Annotated in this window: 17 protein-coding genes; 16 read left to right on the top strand and 1 reads right to left on the bottom strand. The window is 62.6% G+C overall.

Annotated elements, in window-relative coordinates:
- Positions 1 to 3 precede the first annotated feature (3 nt).
- The 14 genes from ACQY7R_RS13285 to ACQY7R_RS13220 all read left to right on the top strand — a co-directional run bounded on the left by ACQY7R_RS13285 (position 4) and on the right by ACQY7R_RS13220 (position 13,883).
- Entirely contained in the window at positions 4 to 795 is a 792-nt protein-coding gene (locus tag ACQY7R_RS13285; RefSeq protein ID WP_428306077.1) for a hypothetical protein, read from the top strand.
- Positions 796 to 868: 73 nt separating this feature from the next.
- Positions 869 to 1,771, top strand: coding sequence for a hypothetical protein (locus tag ACQY7R_RS13280; protein WP_428306076.1), 903 nt, complete (start codon positions 869 to 871; stop codon positions 1,769 to 1,771).
- Between the two features lie 85 nt (positions 1,772 to 1,856).
- Entirely contained in the window at positions 1,857 to 3,236 is a 1,380-nt protein-coding gene (locus ACQY7R_RS13275; RefSeq protein WP_428306075.1) for a c-type cytochrome, read from the top strand.
- 46 nt (positions 3,237 to 3,282) lie between these two features.
- Positions 3,283 to 4,074, top strand: a complete 792-nt coding sequence (gene coxB, locus ACQY7R_RS13270; RefSeq protein WP_428306074.1) for a cytochrome c oxidase subunit II — start codon at positions 3,283 to 3,285, stop codon at positions 4,072 to 4,074.
- A gap of 95 nt (positions 4,075 to 4,169) precedes the next feature.
- On the top strand, positions 4,170 to 5,975 hold the full coding sequence (locus ACQY7R_RS13265) for a cytochrome c oxidase subunit I (protein WP_428306073.1): 1,806 nt from the start codon (positions 4,170 to 4,172) through the stop codon (positions 5,973 to 5,975).
- Positions 5,976 to 6,113: 138 nt separating this feature from the next.
- A complete protein-coding gene (locus ACQY7R_RS13260) occupies positions 6,114 to 7,142 on the top strand; it encodes a COX15/CtaA family protein (protein ID WP_428306072.1) in 1,029 nt (342 codons plus the stop codon).
- Positions 7,139 to 8,089: a heme o synthase gene (gene cyoE, locus ACQY7R_RS13255; RefSeq protein WP_428306071.1), complete on the top strand. Its 951-nt coding sequence runs from the start codon at positions 7,139 to 7,141 to the stop codon at positions 8,087 to 8,089. Before ACQY7R_RS13260 ends, cyoE begins: the two co-directional genes overlap by 4 nt.
- A gap of 66 nt (positions 8,090 to 8,155) precedes the next feature.
- Positions 8,156 to 9,199 (top strand): cytochrome c oxidase subunit 3, encoded by a 1,044-nt coding sequence (locus tag ACQY7R_RS13250; RefSeq protein ID WP_428306070.1) that lies wholly within the window; start codon positions 8,156 to 8,158, stop codon positions 9,197 to 9,199.
- Positions 9,200 to 9,247: 48 nt separating this feature from the next.
- Positions 9,248 to 9,706: a cytochrome C oxidase subunit IV family protein gene (locus ACQY7R_RS13245; protein WP_428306069.1), complete on the top strand. Its 459-nt coding sequence runs from the start codon at positions 9,248 to 9,250 to the stop codon at positions 9,704 to 9,706.
- Between the two features lie 231 nt (positions 9,707 to 9,937).
- A complete protein-coding gene (locus tag ACQY7R_RS13240) occupies positions 9,938 to 10,909 on the top strand; it encodes an ATP-binding cassette domain-containing protein (protein WP_428306068.1) in 972 nt (323 codons plus the stop codon).
- A 150-nt stretch (positions 10,910 to 11,059) separates the two neighbouring features.
- Complete coding sequence (locus tag ACQY7R_RS13235; protein WP_428306067.1) at positions 11,060 to 11,869, top strand: ABC transporter permease; 810 nt, start codon at positions 11,060 to 11,062, stop codon at positions 11,867 to 11,869.
- Positions 11,870 to 11,969: 100 nt separating this feature from the next.
- On the top strand, positions 11,970 to 12,650 hold the full coding sequence (locus tag ACQY7R_RS13230) for an SCO family protein (protein WP_428306066.1): 681 nt from the start codon (positions 11,970 to 11,972) through the stop codon (positions 12,648 to 12,650).
- A gap of 267 nt (positions 12,651 to 12,917) precedes the next feature.
- On the top strand, positions 12,918 to 13,520 hold the full coding sequence (locus ACQY7R_RS13225; RefSeq protein WP_428306065.1) for a DUF420 domain-containing protein: 603 nt from the start codon (positions 12,918 to 12,920) through the stop codon (positions 13,518 to 13,520).
- A gap of 72 nt (positions 13,521 to 13,592) precedes the next feature.
- Complete coding sequence (locus tag ACQY7R_RS13220; RefSeq protein WP_428306064.1) at positions 13,593 to 13,883, top strand: hypothetical protein; 291 nt, start codon at positions 13,593 to 13,595, stop codon at positions 13,881 to 13,883.
- A 23-nt stretch (positions 13,884 to 13,906) separates the two neighbouring features.
- Here the strand turns inward: ACQY7R_RS13220 and ACQY7R_RS13215 are convergent, their stop codons facing one another.
- Positions 13,907 to 14,371 carry a DUF983 domain-containing protein gene (locus tag ACQY7R_RS13215; protein WP_428306063.1) on the bottom strand — a complete coding sequence of 155 codons (465 nt, stop codon included), beginning with the start codon at positions 14,369 to 14,371 and terminating at the stop codon, positions 13,907 to 13,909.
- Between the two features lie 449 nt (positions 14,372 to 14,820).
- On the opposite strand from ACQY7R_RS13215, the gene ACQY7R_RS13210 reads away from it, so the two are divergent.
- On the top strand, positions 14,821 to 16,308 hold the full coding sequence (locus ACQY7R_RS13210; protein WP_428306062.1) for a GGDEF domain-containing protein: 1,488 nt from the start codon (positions 14,821 to 14,823) through the stop codon (positions 16,306 to 16,308).
- A 150-nt stretch (positions 16,309 to 16,458) separates the two neighbouring features.
- Positions 16,459 to 16,797, top strand: coding sequence for a hypothetical protein (locus ACQY7R_RS13205; RefSeq protein ID WP_428306061.1), 339 nt, complete (start codon positions 16,459 to 16,461; stop codon positions 16,795 to 16,797).
- The last annotated feature ends 51 nt before the right edge of the window (positions 16,798 to 16,848 follow it).

Genomic DNA, 16,848 nt, shown 5'->3' with positions numbered 1-16,848 from the left:
TCGATGAATTGCATCATTGCCAAGCGTTTGCTCTCCGCCTGTGCCGCGGCCTCGCTGCTGGCCGGCTCGACGTCGTTCGCTGCTGATTGGGGAACGATCAAAGGGAAGTTCGTGTTCAAGGGCGACGCGAAGGCCGAGAAGATTGTTCCGAACAAGGACACCGCCTATTGCTCGGCCCACCCGCTGGTCGACGAAGCGGTCGTCGTCGGCAGCGAGGGCGAACTGGCCAACGTGTTCGTCTTCCTGAACGCCGGTCGCGGCAAGAAGGTTGACATTCACCCCGATTACAAAGCTGCGGCCGAGCCGAAGGTCCTCGACAATCACTTCTGCCGGTTCGAACCGCACGCGATGACGCTCTGGACGGCCGACAAGCTGGAGATCCGCAACTCGGACCAGGGGATCGGCCACAACACGAACGCCTCGATGCTGTTCGCGAATCCGAAGTTCAACGAGCAAGTCACCGTCGACGCGCCGATCGTCAAAGAGTTCACGAAGACCGAAAGCTACCCCTCGAAGGTCGCTTGCAACGTTCACCCGTGGATGAACGCCTACGTCCTGATCCGCGACAACCCCTACGCGGTGGTCTCGGCGGCGGACGGTACGTTTGAAATCAAGAACGTCCCGGCAGGCAAGCACGACTTCGCCTTCTGGCACGAAGCGAAGGGCAACCTCAAGGACCTCAAGGTCGGCAAAGAGAAGGCTGATCGCAAGGGCCAGTTGCAAATCGAAGTCCCAGCCGGCGAAACGGTCGACCTCGGCGTAATCGAAGTCACCCCCGCCATGCTCGGGAAGTAGTAGTTACTGACGACACTCGGCGACTAGCCCCGACCAAACTTGGTCGGGGCTAGGGCCACAACTTCACGGCGCCATGAACCTTATTCCCGCTGATCGCTTGTCCGCAGCTTTGGCATTAGCCGTCGTTACGCTCAGCGCGGTCGGCTGCTCGCGATCAAGCGACGAGCCGGTTTATGCCAACCTCGCCGCGGCCGAGAAAATTCGCGTCGCGCTTGGCGGCGAAGCGGGAGCCGTGGAAGAAGTCGCCGCGACCGGCACCGGCTGGGCGACCCTCAAAGGGAAATTCACCTTCGACGGCGATCCGCCGACGATGCCTCCTTACGGCGTGAACAAGGATCAGGCAACCTGCGCTCCCGGCGGGCAGGCCCCGCTGCAGCAGTACTTGCTCGTCGATCCCAACAGCAAGGGAATTGCAAACGTCGTCGTCTTCGCCCGCAAGGCGTCGCGCGTCCACGAGGGCTCCGGCCCGAAGACAGATTCGATTCTCTTCGATCAGAAGGTCTGCCTGTTCCTCACGCACGTGCAGGGAATGACGACCGGCCAGTCGCTCGACATTCGGAACAGCGACAACGTCGGCCACAACACGAACATTTCGGGCCAGAACGGCTTCAACCAGACGATCGCCAGCGGCGCCACGACGCCATTCCTCGTCAAAAAAGAAGAAGCGGCGCCAGTGCCAGTTCGGTGCAGCATTCACCCGTGGATGCTCGCTTACCTGTTGCCGCGCAGCAACACGTACTTTGCCGTGACGGCGGAAGACGGCTCGTTCGAAATCCCGAATCTGCCGGCGGGCGAGAAGCTCGAGATTCAGGTCTGGCACGAAAACGCCGCCGGCGGCAACGGTGCGTTGTTCGTCAACACGCCCGAAGGCAAGAAACTCAACTGGTCCAACAAAGGCCGGTTTATCGTGACGCTCGAAGAAAACGAAGAGCGTGATCTGCCGATCGTCGTCCCCGCCGCCGCGTTTGGCGGTTAGTCGATCGCGCGGATGCGGGCGGCGCTGTCGCAGGCGGCCGTCAATCGTTTCACTACAAATCAACTCCGCGGTCGACGATCGTGCAATGAAGTCACTCCCTCACATCTCCGGCTTGCTCACCGTCGTCGCCCTCTCGGCGGCGCTCATCGGCTGCGAACAGGCGCCTCCGCCGCGGTTCGGACTGAACCCGGTCGTGATGGTCAACAATGAGATCAGCCCCGAGTATCAGCAAGAAATCGCCAACGTCTTGGCGGCGATGTTCGGCACGCCCGACGCCCCGTATGCCTTGCCGGAGTCGGGGCTCAACCAGCAACGCCTCACGCTCGCCGCCGGCGCCGCCTGGAGTGACAAGCAAGGGGTCGATCGCGGTCTCTACCGCAAACACTGCGTCCACTGCCACGGCATCAACGGCGACGGTCGTGGCCCGACGGCCCGCTTCCTCAACCCCTACCCGCGCGACTACCGCCAGGGGGTCTTCAAGTTCAAGACGACCTATAACCCCGCGAAGCCGACCAATGGCGATCTCCGCCGCGTGCTCAACAACGGCGTCCCCGGCACCTCGATGCCGTCGTTCTCGCTGCTCACGGAATCCGAACTCGACGCCTTGCTAGAGTACGTGAAGTACCTGTCGATCCGCGGCGAGATGGAAACGCAGCTTTCGCAGTACGTGTACGACGAACTCGGCGAAGCAGAAAAGGAAGACGCGAACGGCGATCCCGTCCTCGACGACGACGGCAACCCCGTGATGGAGCGTCCGCCGCTCGATCCCGCCACCAACGCCGAACAGGCCGAGGTGGTGAAGGAACTGCTGGCCAACGTCCTCGGCCCCTGGCAGGAAGCGAACGATCAGGTGATCAATCCGGCCGAGGAAGGCCTGCCCGCCGACAACCGTACGCCGGAAGAAATTGGCGAGTCGATCGCGAAGGGCCGCGAACTTTTCTTCGGGACGAAGGCCAACTGCTTTACCTGCCATGGCCCGACCGGCCTCGGCGACGGCCAGCAGAACGATTTTGACATTTGGGCCAAAGAGCAGAACACCTTCGATATCGCCAACAAAGATCTCGCGGAGTCGATCAAGAGCCAGCACAAGGCGATCGCCGCATTGGTGCGTGAGGGCAAAGACGTCGCCGAAGATGAGGCGACGCTCGAAGGCGACGAGGCTCGCCTCGCTTTACGGGAGCCGATCGCGCATGAGTTCTACCCGATTCGCAATGCCATCCCGCGGAACCTCCGCAAAGGCGTCTATCGCGGCGGCCGCCGTCGGCTCGACATTTACTGCCGCATCGCCGCCGGCATCGCGGGCACGCCGATGCCAGGCGTCGGCGCCGCCGGGCCCGGCGCCCAAGGCACGCTCAGCGAAGAGGAGATTTGGAACATCGTCGACTACGTGTTGAATCTCCCCTACGAGCCGGCGAGCAATCCGCAGCCCGCGCTCCCGTGGAACAGCGACCAGATCGCCAACTAATCACCGACCGTAACGCCCATTCAGCCTCGGGCCAACCGTACCAACCATGATCAAGCGATTCCTACGCTGGATGCCCAATTTCTGGGCGCTCCTCTTCCTCGCCGTGCCGGTGATGGGCGTCGCCACGTTCGTCCTTGCCGATCGCTACAACATCTGGCTGCCGCGCGACGTCTCCGAGCATGGCCGCACGATCGATCAGCTCTTTTACTTCATCCTCTACCTCACCGGCGTGGTCTTCATCGTCACCGAGGTCGTGCTCTTCTATTTCGCTTGGAAGTACGAAGCGAAACACAACAACAAACCGGTTGAGTTTTCGCACGGCAGCCACTCGCTGGAAGTCGTGTGGACGATCTTGCCGGCAGTGACGCTGCTGTTCATCGCGATTTACCAGATGGACGCCTGGGCCGCTGCGAAGATGCGTCCGCCCGAAATCCCGTTCACCTGCGAAGTGACCGGCCGGCAGTTCAATTGGGACTTCCGCTATCCGGGCCCCGACAACGTCCTGTATACGCCCGACGACATCGTCCGCACCGACGGCAACCTCTACCTGCCGTACGGCGAAGAGGTGCTGCTGAAGATCACCAGCGCCGACGTCCTTCACAGCTTCTTCCTGCCGAACCTACGGTTGAAGCAAGACGTGATACCCGGCATGGATCAGAAGATGTGGTTCCGCGCCACTGACGGCGGCAGCTTCGACATCGTCTGTGCCGAGCTGTGCGGTTGGGGCCACTACAAAATGAAAGGCCGCATCCACCTGCTGAAGCCCGAGGAATACCAGGCGAAGCTTGAGGAACTGCGGCAAGAACAGAACACGATGCGCGTTGCGGAAACAAAGTAGAAGCAGGTCCGTGGTCAGTCGTCCGTTGTCAGTCGCAACGGATCCTGAACCTACGAGGCAACTGACGACGGACAACTGACTACGGACAAATAAACATGAGCACCGTCCCCTACGATCATCAACACGAAGCGCATGGCCACGCCGCTCACGGGCATGGCCACTCGCCGAGCTTCCTGTCGACGTACGTATTCTCGCTCGATCACAAGATCATCGGCCTGCAGTTCCTGTTTAGCACGCTGATCTGGTTCATCGTCGGCGGCATGCTCGCGCTTGGCGTCCGCTGGCAGCTCGCGTGGCCCTGGAGCCCGATGCCGATCATCGGCAACCTTGTCGGCCATGCGGAAGGCGGCCAGATTCCGCCCGAAACCTACACGATGCTCGTCACCATGCACGCGACGGTGATGATCTTCTTCGTGATCATTCCGGTGCTTGCCGGCGCCTTCGGCAACTTCCTGATTCCGCTGATGATCGGCGCCGACGACATGGCGTTCCCGACGCTCAACATGCTGAGCTACTGGTTCATGTGGCCGGCGTTCATGGTGATCGGCGCCAGTTTCTTCGTGGAAGGAGGCGCCGCCCAATCGGGCTGGACGTCGTATCCGCCGTTATCTGCGCTAACAACTGCCGCGCCCGGTAGTGGGACAGGGCAGACATTGTGGCTGATCGGCGTCACGTTCGTCGGCGTCTCGTCGATGATGGGATCAGTCAATTACATGACGACCATCATCCAAATGCGGGCGCCAGGCATGACGATGTTTCGTCTGCCGATGACGATTTGGGCGATGTTTATCACCGCGACGCTGCAAGCCTTCGCGCTGCCGGTGCTCACCGCGGCCGGCTTCATGCAGGTTACCGACCGGCTGATTGGCACCGGCTTCTTCCTCGCGGACGGCGCCACTGCGAACAACGCCGCCGCCCAAGCCGGCGGCGGACAACCGTTGCTGTGGCAGCATCTCTTTTGGTTCTACAGCCATCCGGCCGTGTACATCATGATTCTGCCGGCGATGGGCATGGTCTCCGACATGCTCAGCTGCTTCAGCCGCAAGCCGCTGTTCGGCTACAAGCCGATGGTTTACTCGATCGCCGGCATCGCGGGCCTCGGGTTCATCGTCTGGGGCCATCACATGTTCGTCTCGGGGATGAACCCCGCGCTCGGCCTGACCTTCATGGTGTCGACGATGATGATCGCGCTCCCCAGCGCGATCAAAACCTTCAATTGGCTCGGCACGATGTGGGGCGGCAAGATCCAGTTCACCACGCCGATGCTCTTCTCGATCGCGTTCGTCTCGATGTTCATCATCGGCGGCCTGTCGGGCATCTTCATGGCTGCCACGCCGGTCGACATTTTCATTCACGACACGTACTACATCGTCGCCCACTTTCACTACGTGCTGTTCACCGGCACGGCGATGGCCGTCCTCGGGGCGATTTACTTTTGGTTCCCCAAAATGTTCGGCCGGATGATGAACGACTCGTGGGGAAAGGTCCACTTTTTCCTGACGTTCGTCTTGATGAACTGCGTCTTCTTCCCAATGCACATTCTCGGCATGCGGGGCTTCCCGCGGCGGCTGGCCGATCCGTACCACTACGACACGTTCCGCGACCTCATGCCGCTCAACCAGTTCATGAGCTGGTGTGCGTTCATGCTGGTGGGAGTGCAGATCATCTTCGTGATCAATTTCTTCTGGAGCATTTTCTTCGGTCCCCGCGCGGGCCGGAATCCTTGGCACGCGAACGGCCTCGAGTGGCAAGCCCCGAGCCCGCCTGGCCACGGCAACTTCGATTTCCAACCCGTCATCTACCGCGGCCCGTACGAGTACGGCTCGCCGGAGGTTGACGTTGATTACTACCCGCAAACGCAACCGCCGACGGGGCGAGATGTTCCGCCGCCGAAGCACTAGCTTGCTGATTAGTTCATGTTGAAAAGATCTCTCGCAGAGACGCAGAGACGCAGAGAGGAACAGAGAGTAACAACTCTCTGCTGAATTCCTCTGCGTCTCCGCGCCTCTGCGAGAGACAGTATTTGCCGCCGTTAAAGAATGTCCTCCACCCTCACATCGCCGCCGTCTCGTTGGCCCCATCGTTGGGCTTGGGCGCTCGCGTGCGCGACGTTTCCGCTGGTGTGGTGGGGGGGCTTCGTCACGGCGACCGGTTCGGGGATGGCCTTCAAGGATTGGCTCACCTCCGACGGCGTCTTCATGCCGATCTATCCGTGGCTCAGCGCGACGGGCGATAAGTTCATTGAGCACGGGCATCGCCTGCTTGGGATGTTAGCCGGCATCCTCACGATTGCGCTAGTCGCGTCGTTGTACCTCGGCGAGCCGCGCCGCTGGGTTCGCCGTTACGGCATTGCATTGCTGATTGGCGTGATCGCTCAGGGCGTGCTGGGCGGGATGCGCGTCATGCTCGACGAGCGCGTGCTGGCACTCATCCACGGGTGCACCGGGCCGCTCTTTTTCGCTGCTGCTGCGGGGATGATTCCGGTGACGTCGCGCCGCTGGCTCGCTGAAGCGATGCCAGCCGAGGGCGTACCAGTTGAGAGTGCAGCATCGAAGGCGACGCCCAAGCTCCTCCGCCTCGCCATCCTCACAACCGCCCTCGCTTACCTACAACTCTGCGTCGGCGCCGTTGTGCGGCACAGCCCGCTGATGCTTACCGAGGGCGCTCCGCGGATCTTCCAGATTGCTGTCTACTTCCACCTGTTGCTCGCCGCAGCGGTCACGTTTCACGTCCTGCTGCTCTCCCACAAATGTTTTTGGGGGCGGGTTTGCCGCATTCCGGCCGTTTCGCTGGCATTGCTCATTGGCTTGCAGTTGCTGCTTGGGGTCTCAACCTGGATGATGAAGTATGGCTTCCCGCAATGGGCGGCCCGCTACGTCGGCGAGACCGGGCACTTCAACCAGGCAGACGGCATGGCCAGCGCGGTCATCGTTACTGCGCATGGCTCCGTCGGTTCGTTGATCGTCGCGCTCGCCGTGGTCGTCGCTCTGCGCGTCGGCCGACAACTTGGCATCCACCATCCCGCCTCACGCCCCAGCAGCATCCGCGTCGCCGGGGTCCTCGCATGAACCGCCCAAACCGTCCCCAAATCATTGCCGAAGCCGCCTCTGCTGACCCCCGTTCGGTCGGCGTCGTGAGCGTGCTCGCCGCCGTCGCCGCCCGACTGGCCGACTACCTGGAGCTGACCAAGCCGCGCATCGTCGTGCTGGAGTTGATCGTCGCCGGCGCCGCCGCGGCCCTCGCTTCGCCGCAGGGGATGAACGTCCCGGTGGTGATCCAGGCCCTCGCCGCCACGGCCCTCGTGGCCGGCAGCGCGAGCATCGCCAACCAGTGGCTCGAACGCCGCATCGATCTCCGCATGCGGCGCACCGCGAACCGGCCGTTGCCGGCCGGCCGCGTGTCGAGCGCCGAAGCGCTCGTCCTCTCCGCCGTGACGCTCATCGCCGGCGTCGCTTGGCTCGGCGTGCAGGTGAACTGGACGACCGCGCTGCTGGGCATCGCGAGTTGGATCACCTACGTCGTGATCTACACGCCAATGAAGCAACGCTCGTCGGCGAACACCGCCGTCGGCGCGGTCGCGGGGGCGATTCCGATTCTCATGGGCTGGACCGCCACGGGGGCGCCGCTCACGCTCACCGCGTGGACGCTTGCCGGCGTCCTGTTCCTCTGGCAGTTCCCGCACTTCATGGCGATCGCGTGGCTCTACCGCAGCGAGTACGCCAAGGCGGGGCACCAGATGCTCACCGTGGTCGACCCAACCGGCGCCCGCCCCGGCGCGCAGGCAATCCTCGGCGCCGCGCTGTTGATTCCCGTCAGCATGATCCCCGCGACGCTGCCAACCAGCGGCAGCCCGGTCCTCTACAGCCTGTGGGCGATCGCCCTCGGCGGCACGCAGCTCGCCATCGCCACGCGGTTCGCCCTCCGCCGCGACGACGCTTCCGCTCGCTGGCTGCTCCGCGCGTCGCTCGTGTATCTGCCGGCGTGGATGACGTTGTTACTCATGGTCTCCGTTTAACGTTCACTCTCCAGGAATCGGTTTCGCCGCCTCTGAACCCCGAACCCTGAACCCGAATCTCTTCTTATGAGCGATCACGCCCATCCCCCGAAGCTCGAGTACCAGCCGGCGCTGCCGATTCCCAACGGCAAGCTCTGCCTGTGGCTGTTTCTCTCGACTGAAATCATGTTTTTCGCCGGGCTGATCGGCGCCTACATCGTGCTCCGCTTCGGCGCCCCCGCTTGGCCGAGCACGCACGACGTTCATCTCGTTGAATGGATGGGCGCCGTCAACACGGGCGTGCTGATCGCTTCCAGCATCACCGTGGTGCTCGCCCTCGAAGCGGCCAAACAAAACAACGCCTCGCTTGCCAAAGGCTGGATCTTCCTGACGCTGGTGCTCGGTTCGATCTTCCTCGGCGTGAAGGGTTTTGAGTACCGCGCCAAGTTCTCGCACGGTATTTATCCAGGGCTGCCGCACAGCCAGATCTACGAAAGCGCGAACGTCAACTACGCAGCCGCCGTGCGATTGCGCGTCGCCGAGCTGAAGAACCCGCTTGCCGCCGAGCAGAAGCGGACGCCCGAGCAAGACGCTCAGATCCAGGTGCTCGATTCCGTCGCCGCGGAACTCGACGCCGCGGAAAAGCTGCTCCGCGACGAACCTGAATCCCCCGCCGGCCGCGTCGCGCTGTTGCGGTTGGCCGATCGAATCTACCCGCGGGCGAGCGTCCACTCGCATCAGCACGAAGTCGAAGAGCAGCAGATCGAAGACAATCGCGACGAACTCGAAGAAGAAATCGAAAAGGCCGCCTCCGCCAGCGCGCCCGTCCTCACGCTCGCCTCAGCCGAAACCAGCCACGCCGACGCCGGCCACCTGCTCGGCCTCAACGACCTCCACCCGTGGCTGAAGCTGCCGATCATGATTCCCGGCGGCAACACCTGGGCCAGCACCTACTTTTTGGTCACCGGCTTCCACGCGATCCACGTGATCGTCGGCCTGCTCGCCTTCGCCATCCTTTGCACGAAGACGCTTGGCGCCGCGAAGGTCGGCGTCATCGAGAACGTCGGCCTCTATTGGCACTTCGTCGACCTCGTCTGGATTTTCCTGTTCCCGCTCCTGTACCTCTTCTAGAACCGCCCATCAGCCGCGGCTCAACGAGCCGCCGGAGCGATCACCGCCATGGCCAACCTTTCTCACGATCCGGCCCATCAGTCGTTCGACGCCAACGATCCGCACGGCGCCGAGCATGGCCACGGCGGCAGCATCCGCACCTACGTGATGGTGGCCATCGCGCTGGTGTTCCTCACCGCCTGCTCGTACTGGACCTACACGCCGTTTTGGCCGTTCGGCGACAACATCTCCATCAAGCGGATCTGGATGATGGCCGTCTCCTGCACGAAGGCAATGTTGGTGATCCTGTTCTTCATGCACTTGAAATGGGAAGCCAACTGGAAGTGGATCCTCACCGTGCCGGCAAGCATGATGTCGCTGCTGCTGGTGCTGGCCCTGGTCCCTGACGTCGGCCTACGGATGAATCACGCCTCCCGCGAACGCTTGAACAACGCCGCCCAGCAACCGGCCCCCGAAGCCGCCGGTAAGCCGGGCGCGGCGCCGCATTCAGTCGGCGAAAAGCACTGACCTCTTCCACTTTGTATGCTCCGGCTCCCTCCCCCTGGAGGGGAGGGCTGGGGAGGGGGGCTGCGCTAACAGACGCTTCGATCACCCCTCCCTAACCCGGTGCTCCGCACGGACTACCGCCTGCGCTAGGTCGCCTCTGGCGATCGTGCTCGTTGCTTCCCTCAAGGGGAGGGAACCGGAGGTCGGGACTAAGGCCTTGCGTTGCCACTTGCCGGCATCGACATTAGTACGATGCCCGCCATCTCCGCCCACCACGTGTCTTACCGCTACGGCGACCGCCTCGCCGTCGACGATCTCTCGCTCGACATTGCCGAGGGCGAAGTTTTCGCCTTCCTCGGCCCCAACGGCAGCGGCAAGACGACGCTGTTCCGGCTGTTGTCGACGCTCATCCCGCTGCAGCAGGGCGAGATCGCCATCCTCGGCCACGACCTGACGCGCGACGCGACCGCCGTCCGCCGGCAACTTGGCGTGGTGTTCCAGTCGCCGAGCCTCGACAAGAAGCTGACGGTGGCTGAGAACCTCCGCCATCAGGGCCGGCTTTACGGACTCTCGACGAGCGAACTCGCCGCCCGCCGCGACGAACTCCTCGCCGCCGTCGGTCTCACCGAACGCGCCGGCGATCTCGTCGAAACGCTCTCCGGCGGCATGCGGCGCCGCGTCGAACTCGCCAAAAGCATGCTTCACCGTCCGCGGCTGTTGTTGCTCGACGAGCCGAGCACCGGCCTCGACCCCGGCGCCCGCAGCGATCTCTGGAAGTACCTCCGTCAGGTGCGCGAACGCGAGGGAACGACAATCGTCCTCACGACGCACTTGCTGGACGAAGCCGACCGTGCCGATCGGATCGCGATCATGCACCAAGGCAAGCTCGCCGCGCTCGACGCCCCCGACGCCTTACGGGCCGCGCTTGGCGGCGATGCGATTACGATCAAGACCGAGCGGCCGGAGCAACTCGCCGCCGGCATCCGCGAGAAATTCGGCTGCGAAGTAAAAATCATCGACGGCGCCGTGCGACTCGAACAGGCCGACGGCCACCAGTGGATCCCCCGGCTGGTCGAAGCCTTCCCGGCCGACGTCCAAACAATCACCCTTGGCAAACCAACGCTCGAAGACGTGTTCATCGCCCGCACGGGGCACCGCTTCTTCGGCGATGTTCCCGCCGATGCCGAAACCTCGGGAAAGAAGAAACGAAAGGGACGCGGATGAACGCGGATTTAGCGGATCGACGCGGATTTTCATTCGAGTCGCATCTGCCCGATCCGCGAAAATCCGCCAAATCCGTGTCAATCCGCGTTCTATTCGTCGAAGAGTCATATGAGTAACGCAGCTGCTGCCTCTCCGTCTTTGCCAGTCATCATGACGCTCGCACACCGCGAGCTTGTCCGCTTCTTCCGCCAGCGGAATCGCGTCTTCGGCGCCCTCGGCCAGCCGATTATTTTCTGGCTGCTGTTCAGCGAAGGGCTCCGCGGCAACCAGCTCGACTACGCCCATTTTTTCCCGGGCACGCTGGTGATGATTCTGCTCTTCACCGCGATCTTCGCGACGATCACGATCATCGAGGACCGCAACGAAGGGTTCCTGCAATCAGTCCTCGTGGCCCCAGCGCCGCGGTGGGCGATGGTGCTCGGCAAAGTCTTTGGCGGCGCCGCGATCGCGATGATCCAGGGGCTGCTGTTCCTGCTGCTCGGGGCTCTGACGCTTGGGCTCGATAGTTCGCTGGCGGAGATCGCTTTAGCGATCGTCCTGATGGCGCTCATTTCCGTAGCGCTCACCGCGCTCGGCTTTACAATCGCGTGGCGGATGGAATCGACGCATGGCTTCCACGCCATCATGAGCGTCTTCCTGCTGCCGATGTGGCTCCTCTCGGGGGCCTTTTTCCCCGGCGGCGGCAGCGGGTGGCTGGCTTGGATCATTCGCTTGAACCCGCTCACCTACGGCGTCGCGGGACTTCGCCACTACCTGCAATTTGCCCCCAACGCGAGCCGGGGCGTCCCCGCCCCCGGAGCCGCAGAATCAACCGCTGCAGACGTAGCCGCAGCCATCCCCCCCGTCGACGCCCTCCCGCCCCTCGCCTTATGCTGGGGAGTAACGATCGCCTTCACCCTCCTAATGCTCGCCGCCGCCTGGCGGATCGCCGCGACGCGAACGACGGGAGACATGAAGTAGGGGGTTCAGGTGCGAGGGTTCGGGGTTCAGTAAAACCGCTGACACCGCTCCCGACTCGCATTTCCTGAACCCGAACCCCACCCCCTGAATCCTCCCCAAAATGAAAACCTCCGCCTTACCCTACTGGCTCGCATTCGCCGCCGCGGTGGGCGCTCTTTACGCCGGCTTCACGCTCTACCGCCATGAGCAACAGCGGCAGGCCCTCATCGCCGCGGAGCAGGAGATCAGTCTCCCGCCGCTCACCGACTTTGAACTCACCAAAAGCGACGGCACGCCCTTCCGCTCGGCCGAGATGAAGGGGAAGGTTTGGGTCACGACCTTCTTCTTTTCGACCTGCCCCGGCAGCTGCAAGCGGCTCAATCAGAACATCAAATACCTCACCTCGCTCGACGAAGTCGCCGACGCCGACTGGGTGAGCATTAGCGTCGACCCCGAGACCGACACGCTGCCGGTCCTTGCCGCGAAGGCGAAGGAACTGAACGCTGACCCCGAGCGTTGGTTCTTCTGCCGCGGCGAATTTGACGACGTCCGCCGCATCGCGCACGACTACCTCCACGTCGGCGGCGTGAGCCTCAAGGGGCACAACGACTTTGCGGTGATCATCGACAAGCAGGGCGAAATCGCCGGCATGTTCAACGCGGTGAGCACGCAAGAATCGAAGAAGGGACTGGAGATTATCAAACGCGAGCTGGCGAAAGAGTACGTGCCGCCAAAGGAGTCTGAAGCAACTCCACCAGCCACGGATGAAAAGCAGCATAAGGAAGTCGCGGCAGCCAATTGAGGGCGGAACGCACCCGAATCGGTATTAGCCCCGTGAGGGGCGAAATGATGTAGCCGGGGGCGTAAGCCCTCGGAAAGCATCGCTACAAAGGCCGTGAGCCCCGGAGGGGCGGCACAACTCCCGCATCAACCACGAATAGTGCCGCCCCTCCGGGGCTCGATTCAATTCTTAGGACGCACCGGGGGCTCACGCCCCTGGCTACAACATGCCGCTCCTTCGGAGCTAATCCAGAAACGCGGGATTCCAACGCCCGCCCAAAAACCAAACATGCCCGCAACTCTCGAACTCGCCGCGCTATTTCCCATCGGCAGGGCAGGGGAGTGGCTCCCGACGCTCCCCCTCGCCGTCGGCGGCCACCCGCTCGTCCACCTCAACGCCGCCCTCAACTCGATTGCCACCGTCCTGCTGATCGCGGCGCTGATCCAAATTAAGCGTAAACGCGAGCTAGCCCACGGCCGCCTGATGCTGGCGGCTCTCGCCGTTTCGGCTGCGTTTTTGGTCAGCTATGTGACGTACCACCTAATGGTCGGACGGGTCAACTTTACCCATCCGGGCGTGGTTAAGCTGATCTACTACGTCATCCTGGCAACGCACGTCGTGCTTGCTTTCACCGTGCCGTTTCTGGCCATCGCCGCGACGATTTACGGCGCCAACGCCGTCGGCTGGGGCCGAGCGGCCGCGTGGCCGGCGGAGAAAAAGGCCGAATCTCGGGCCAAACACCTAAAAGTCGTCCGCTGGGCCTTTCCGATTTGGCTTTATGTCTCGGTGACCGGGGTGGTCGTGTACCTGATGCTGTACCACATCTGGCCGTCAGCCGAGCTAACGCCTACACTAAACGCTGATCCGCCGCCGGTTTCGGCCCCCGGCTGATCGACGTTTTGCAGCCCTCGGCTCCGCGGCTTTTTTTAAGCGGGCCAGGGGTAGCCCCGCGCGAGGCTTCCCATGCTCAAGCGACTCTTCATCAATCACCGCTCACGGATCACCGATCACCTCGTGGCCGGCGGTCTTGCCCTACTCGTTGTCACGCTCCTCGCCAGCGACGCCCACGCCTGCCCCACCTGCCGCGAAGGCCTCGCCGAGAACGACCCCCACGGCCAATCGATGGCGGCCGGCTACTACTACAGCATCCTCTTTATGATGTCGATGCCCTTCATCATCATCACGACGTTCGGCAGCTTCGCCTACCGTTCGGTGAAGAAGGCCGAAGCCGAGCGGGCAGCCACGCAACAGTAGCCGTGCGCTGGAGTAGCCGCGGGTCAACGACCCGCCGGAGCGTCCGTACCTTCCGCTCCAGCCCTAACATCCTTCTCCACGCGCCGAGCCTCTTCCTCATTCGGCCAAGGATCCCAGCGTTCATCAAACGCGATCCACAGTCCCCGCGCATACCGGAAAAACCAGAGCGGAAACACCACCCCGAACGCCGTCAGCAACCACAGCAGCTGTTTGCCGCTGAGCGTCTCGGTAAAGTACAGCGAGAAGTAGGCAATCACGACCAACACGGCCGTCACGCCGTAGTTGAAGTAGATCGACCCCAGCAAATAGCCGGGCGCCCGGTCGAATAGCCTGCCGCATTCAGGACAACGTTGGTTCATCGTGAACCAACCGCGAAAGATGGCGCCCTTGCCGCAGCGGGGACAGCGGAGTCGCATTCCCCGCACCATCGTTGCGAGGCCGCCCGCCGGAATAATCGAATCATTCCGCTTCTGCTTGATTTCCGCCATCACTCGCTCCCTTCCAAGCGGTCGCCAAGGAATCAGCGGCGTCCTGAACCGTCCTAAGAGATCCGGGACGCCAAAATGGCTTCCCAGCGTCTCGAATTCGCGCATCGCCAGCCCGCCCGCCGCGCGTTGCCGCAACCAATTCAACGCCCCTAGCTGTTTTACTCTTCGAAATCGTCGGGAAACAGGTTTCCCCGTTGTGGATTCGTGCGGCGCCATGCGGGAAGTCCCCTAAATAGGCCCCGATTTGCGCGATTGTGACGGGCTCCCGCGGCGCGGCAAGACTCGGTGCGGAATTGTGCATTGGCGACGTTTGACTCCCCCCCCATGCGTCGTATCGTTGCTGAGCCGCGTGCTTTTGCACCATCAGAAGCCGCAACTATAGCCAGCCGACAAGCGTGCGAAGGCGCTGTCGCTAGCCATGCGTTGATTCACGACTATTGAGCCGTTGCATGAACCTGTTACTAGCTGTCACCGTTGCGAGAGTCGCGTCTGACGTGGCGTTGGCGTTTGCTGCCTTCTTCGTGGGATTCTGCGGCGCAGTGATCTACATGCGGTTCATCGCCGCTCGCCACGCTGCGCCCGCCATCCCGAGCGAAACCGCTTCCGGCGAGATGTCGGCGAACGACGCCGCCCGTGCGAGCATGGCCGCCCAACAGTTGCGTGACTTGGCCCGCAACGTCGCGTACGACGTCGGCGCGCACAATTCATTCGTCGAATCGATCACCGATCAGCTCGAAGAGATCGAACAAGGTGGCGCTGGTGGCGGCGCTGTCGTGATGGACGTCGTCGCCAAGATGCTCGACGCCAACAAACGGCTCCAAACCCGCCTTGAGGACGCCGAACAGAAAATCGCAACGCAGGCCGAAGAAATTCGCAATCAGCAGTTCGAGGCCCGCACCGACGCGCTGACGCGACTGGCCAATCGCCGCGCTTTCGATGCCGCGTTGCTTGAATCGACTGAACTGTTCGCCTCGAAAGGCCAATCGTTCGCGTTGATCATGCTCGACGTCGACAACTTCAAGCAATTCAATGACGTCCACGGTCATCCGGCTGGGGACGAGGTGCTTCGCACGGTTGGCCGTACGCTCGGCCGTGTCGTGAATCCCGGTGATCTCGCCTGCCGCTACGGCGGTGAAGAATTTGCAGTGATTCTCGCGAATGTGACGCTCGACGACGGCCAATTAGCCGCCGAGCGGATTCGTAAGGCGATCGAGGCAATGAACGTCCAATTCGGCGGCAACGCCCTCCGCGTGACGGCCAGCGTCGGCGTCGCCGGCTGCTTTTCCGAGGAAGAGACCGCCGCCCTGGTTCGCCGTGCCGACGAAGCCGTTTACGGCGCTAAGAAAAACGGCCGTAACTGCGCCTTCTGGCACGATCGTGAAATCGCTCGTCTGATTTTGGCCGCCAAGACTGCCGAACCAGCGGCCAAGACGCCTGCGGCGACTGAAGTGAAGAAATTCCCGAATCGGGCGATCTTCACCGACGAACTCCACCGTCGGATTGCCGAGAGTCGCCGCTTTGGCGTGCCGATTACGCTCGTCCACTTCCGCGTGCGAGAGTTCGCGGAGCTCGAGCACAACTACGGCAATGCCGTCGGCATGTTGCTGATTGATTCGCTCGCGTCTTTCGTCCAATCGACGCTACGCGACATGGATCTGCTCGCCCGCCTGGAAGGGGGCGAACTAATCGTGATGCTTCCCGGCAGTTCGGCCAGCGCCGCGAAGATCGTCGGTCAGCGAGTTCGCACGTCGATTTCGCTCTGCCCGGTTCCGCTTGGCGACCATCAGATTCGCCTGGAACTCGATATGGGCGTTTCGAGCGTGCAGCCGGGCGAAGACGCCACCGGCGCCATGGAGAGTGCTCGCGCCGATCTGGATGCCACCGCGGCCGCTGAAGCCCAGCAACGGCTGCAAGAAGCCGATTTGGCCGCCGTTTGAGCTGCCGTCTCGCCGTGGTAGGCTGCCCGCACGATGGACGATCGCCCAGCTAAGTCAGCAGCCGCGCCGCCGAAGCCCCCACATGGGCCCCCAATTCGGTCGACTAGGTCTCGAAGGCCGCAGTTCAGCCTACGAGCGATCTTGATCGCCATGGCGGCGTTTGCCGTCGTCGCCACCGCAATGCGACTGATTGGCCGCGAGGCCGTTGAGTTGGCGTTTCTGCTGTTCACGCTCTGCACGCTGCCCGTCGCGGTGGGCACGCTCGCGGTCTTTTGTCAGGGCTATCGCCGCACCTTCTTCGGCGGAGCCTTGGCCGGGCTCATTTTGCTGTTGCCGTTTGCTGATTCGGTTTACCGCGGTTGGTTCGGCGGAATTATTTCGGCCCTGATTCTTGAGATTGCGGCGATCGGCGTGGGAGGCGCGACGGCTTATTGGTGTCGGCGACTAGTCGAACATCGCGGTTGGGATCGCGAGCATCAAGACGAATAGGGCAGGGGCCAAAGCCCCCGGAATGCTGTGCGCAAAAAATAAAGTCGCACA

Origin of the sequence: Lacipirellula sp. (assembly GCF_965279485.1) — a bacterium.
In the GTDB taxonomy this organism is placed as follows: Bacteria; Planctomycetota; Planctomycetia; order Pirellulales; family Lacipirellulaceae; genus Lacipirellula.
This window is presented reverse-complemented; position numbering and strand designations above follow the sequence as displayed.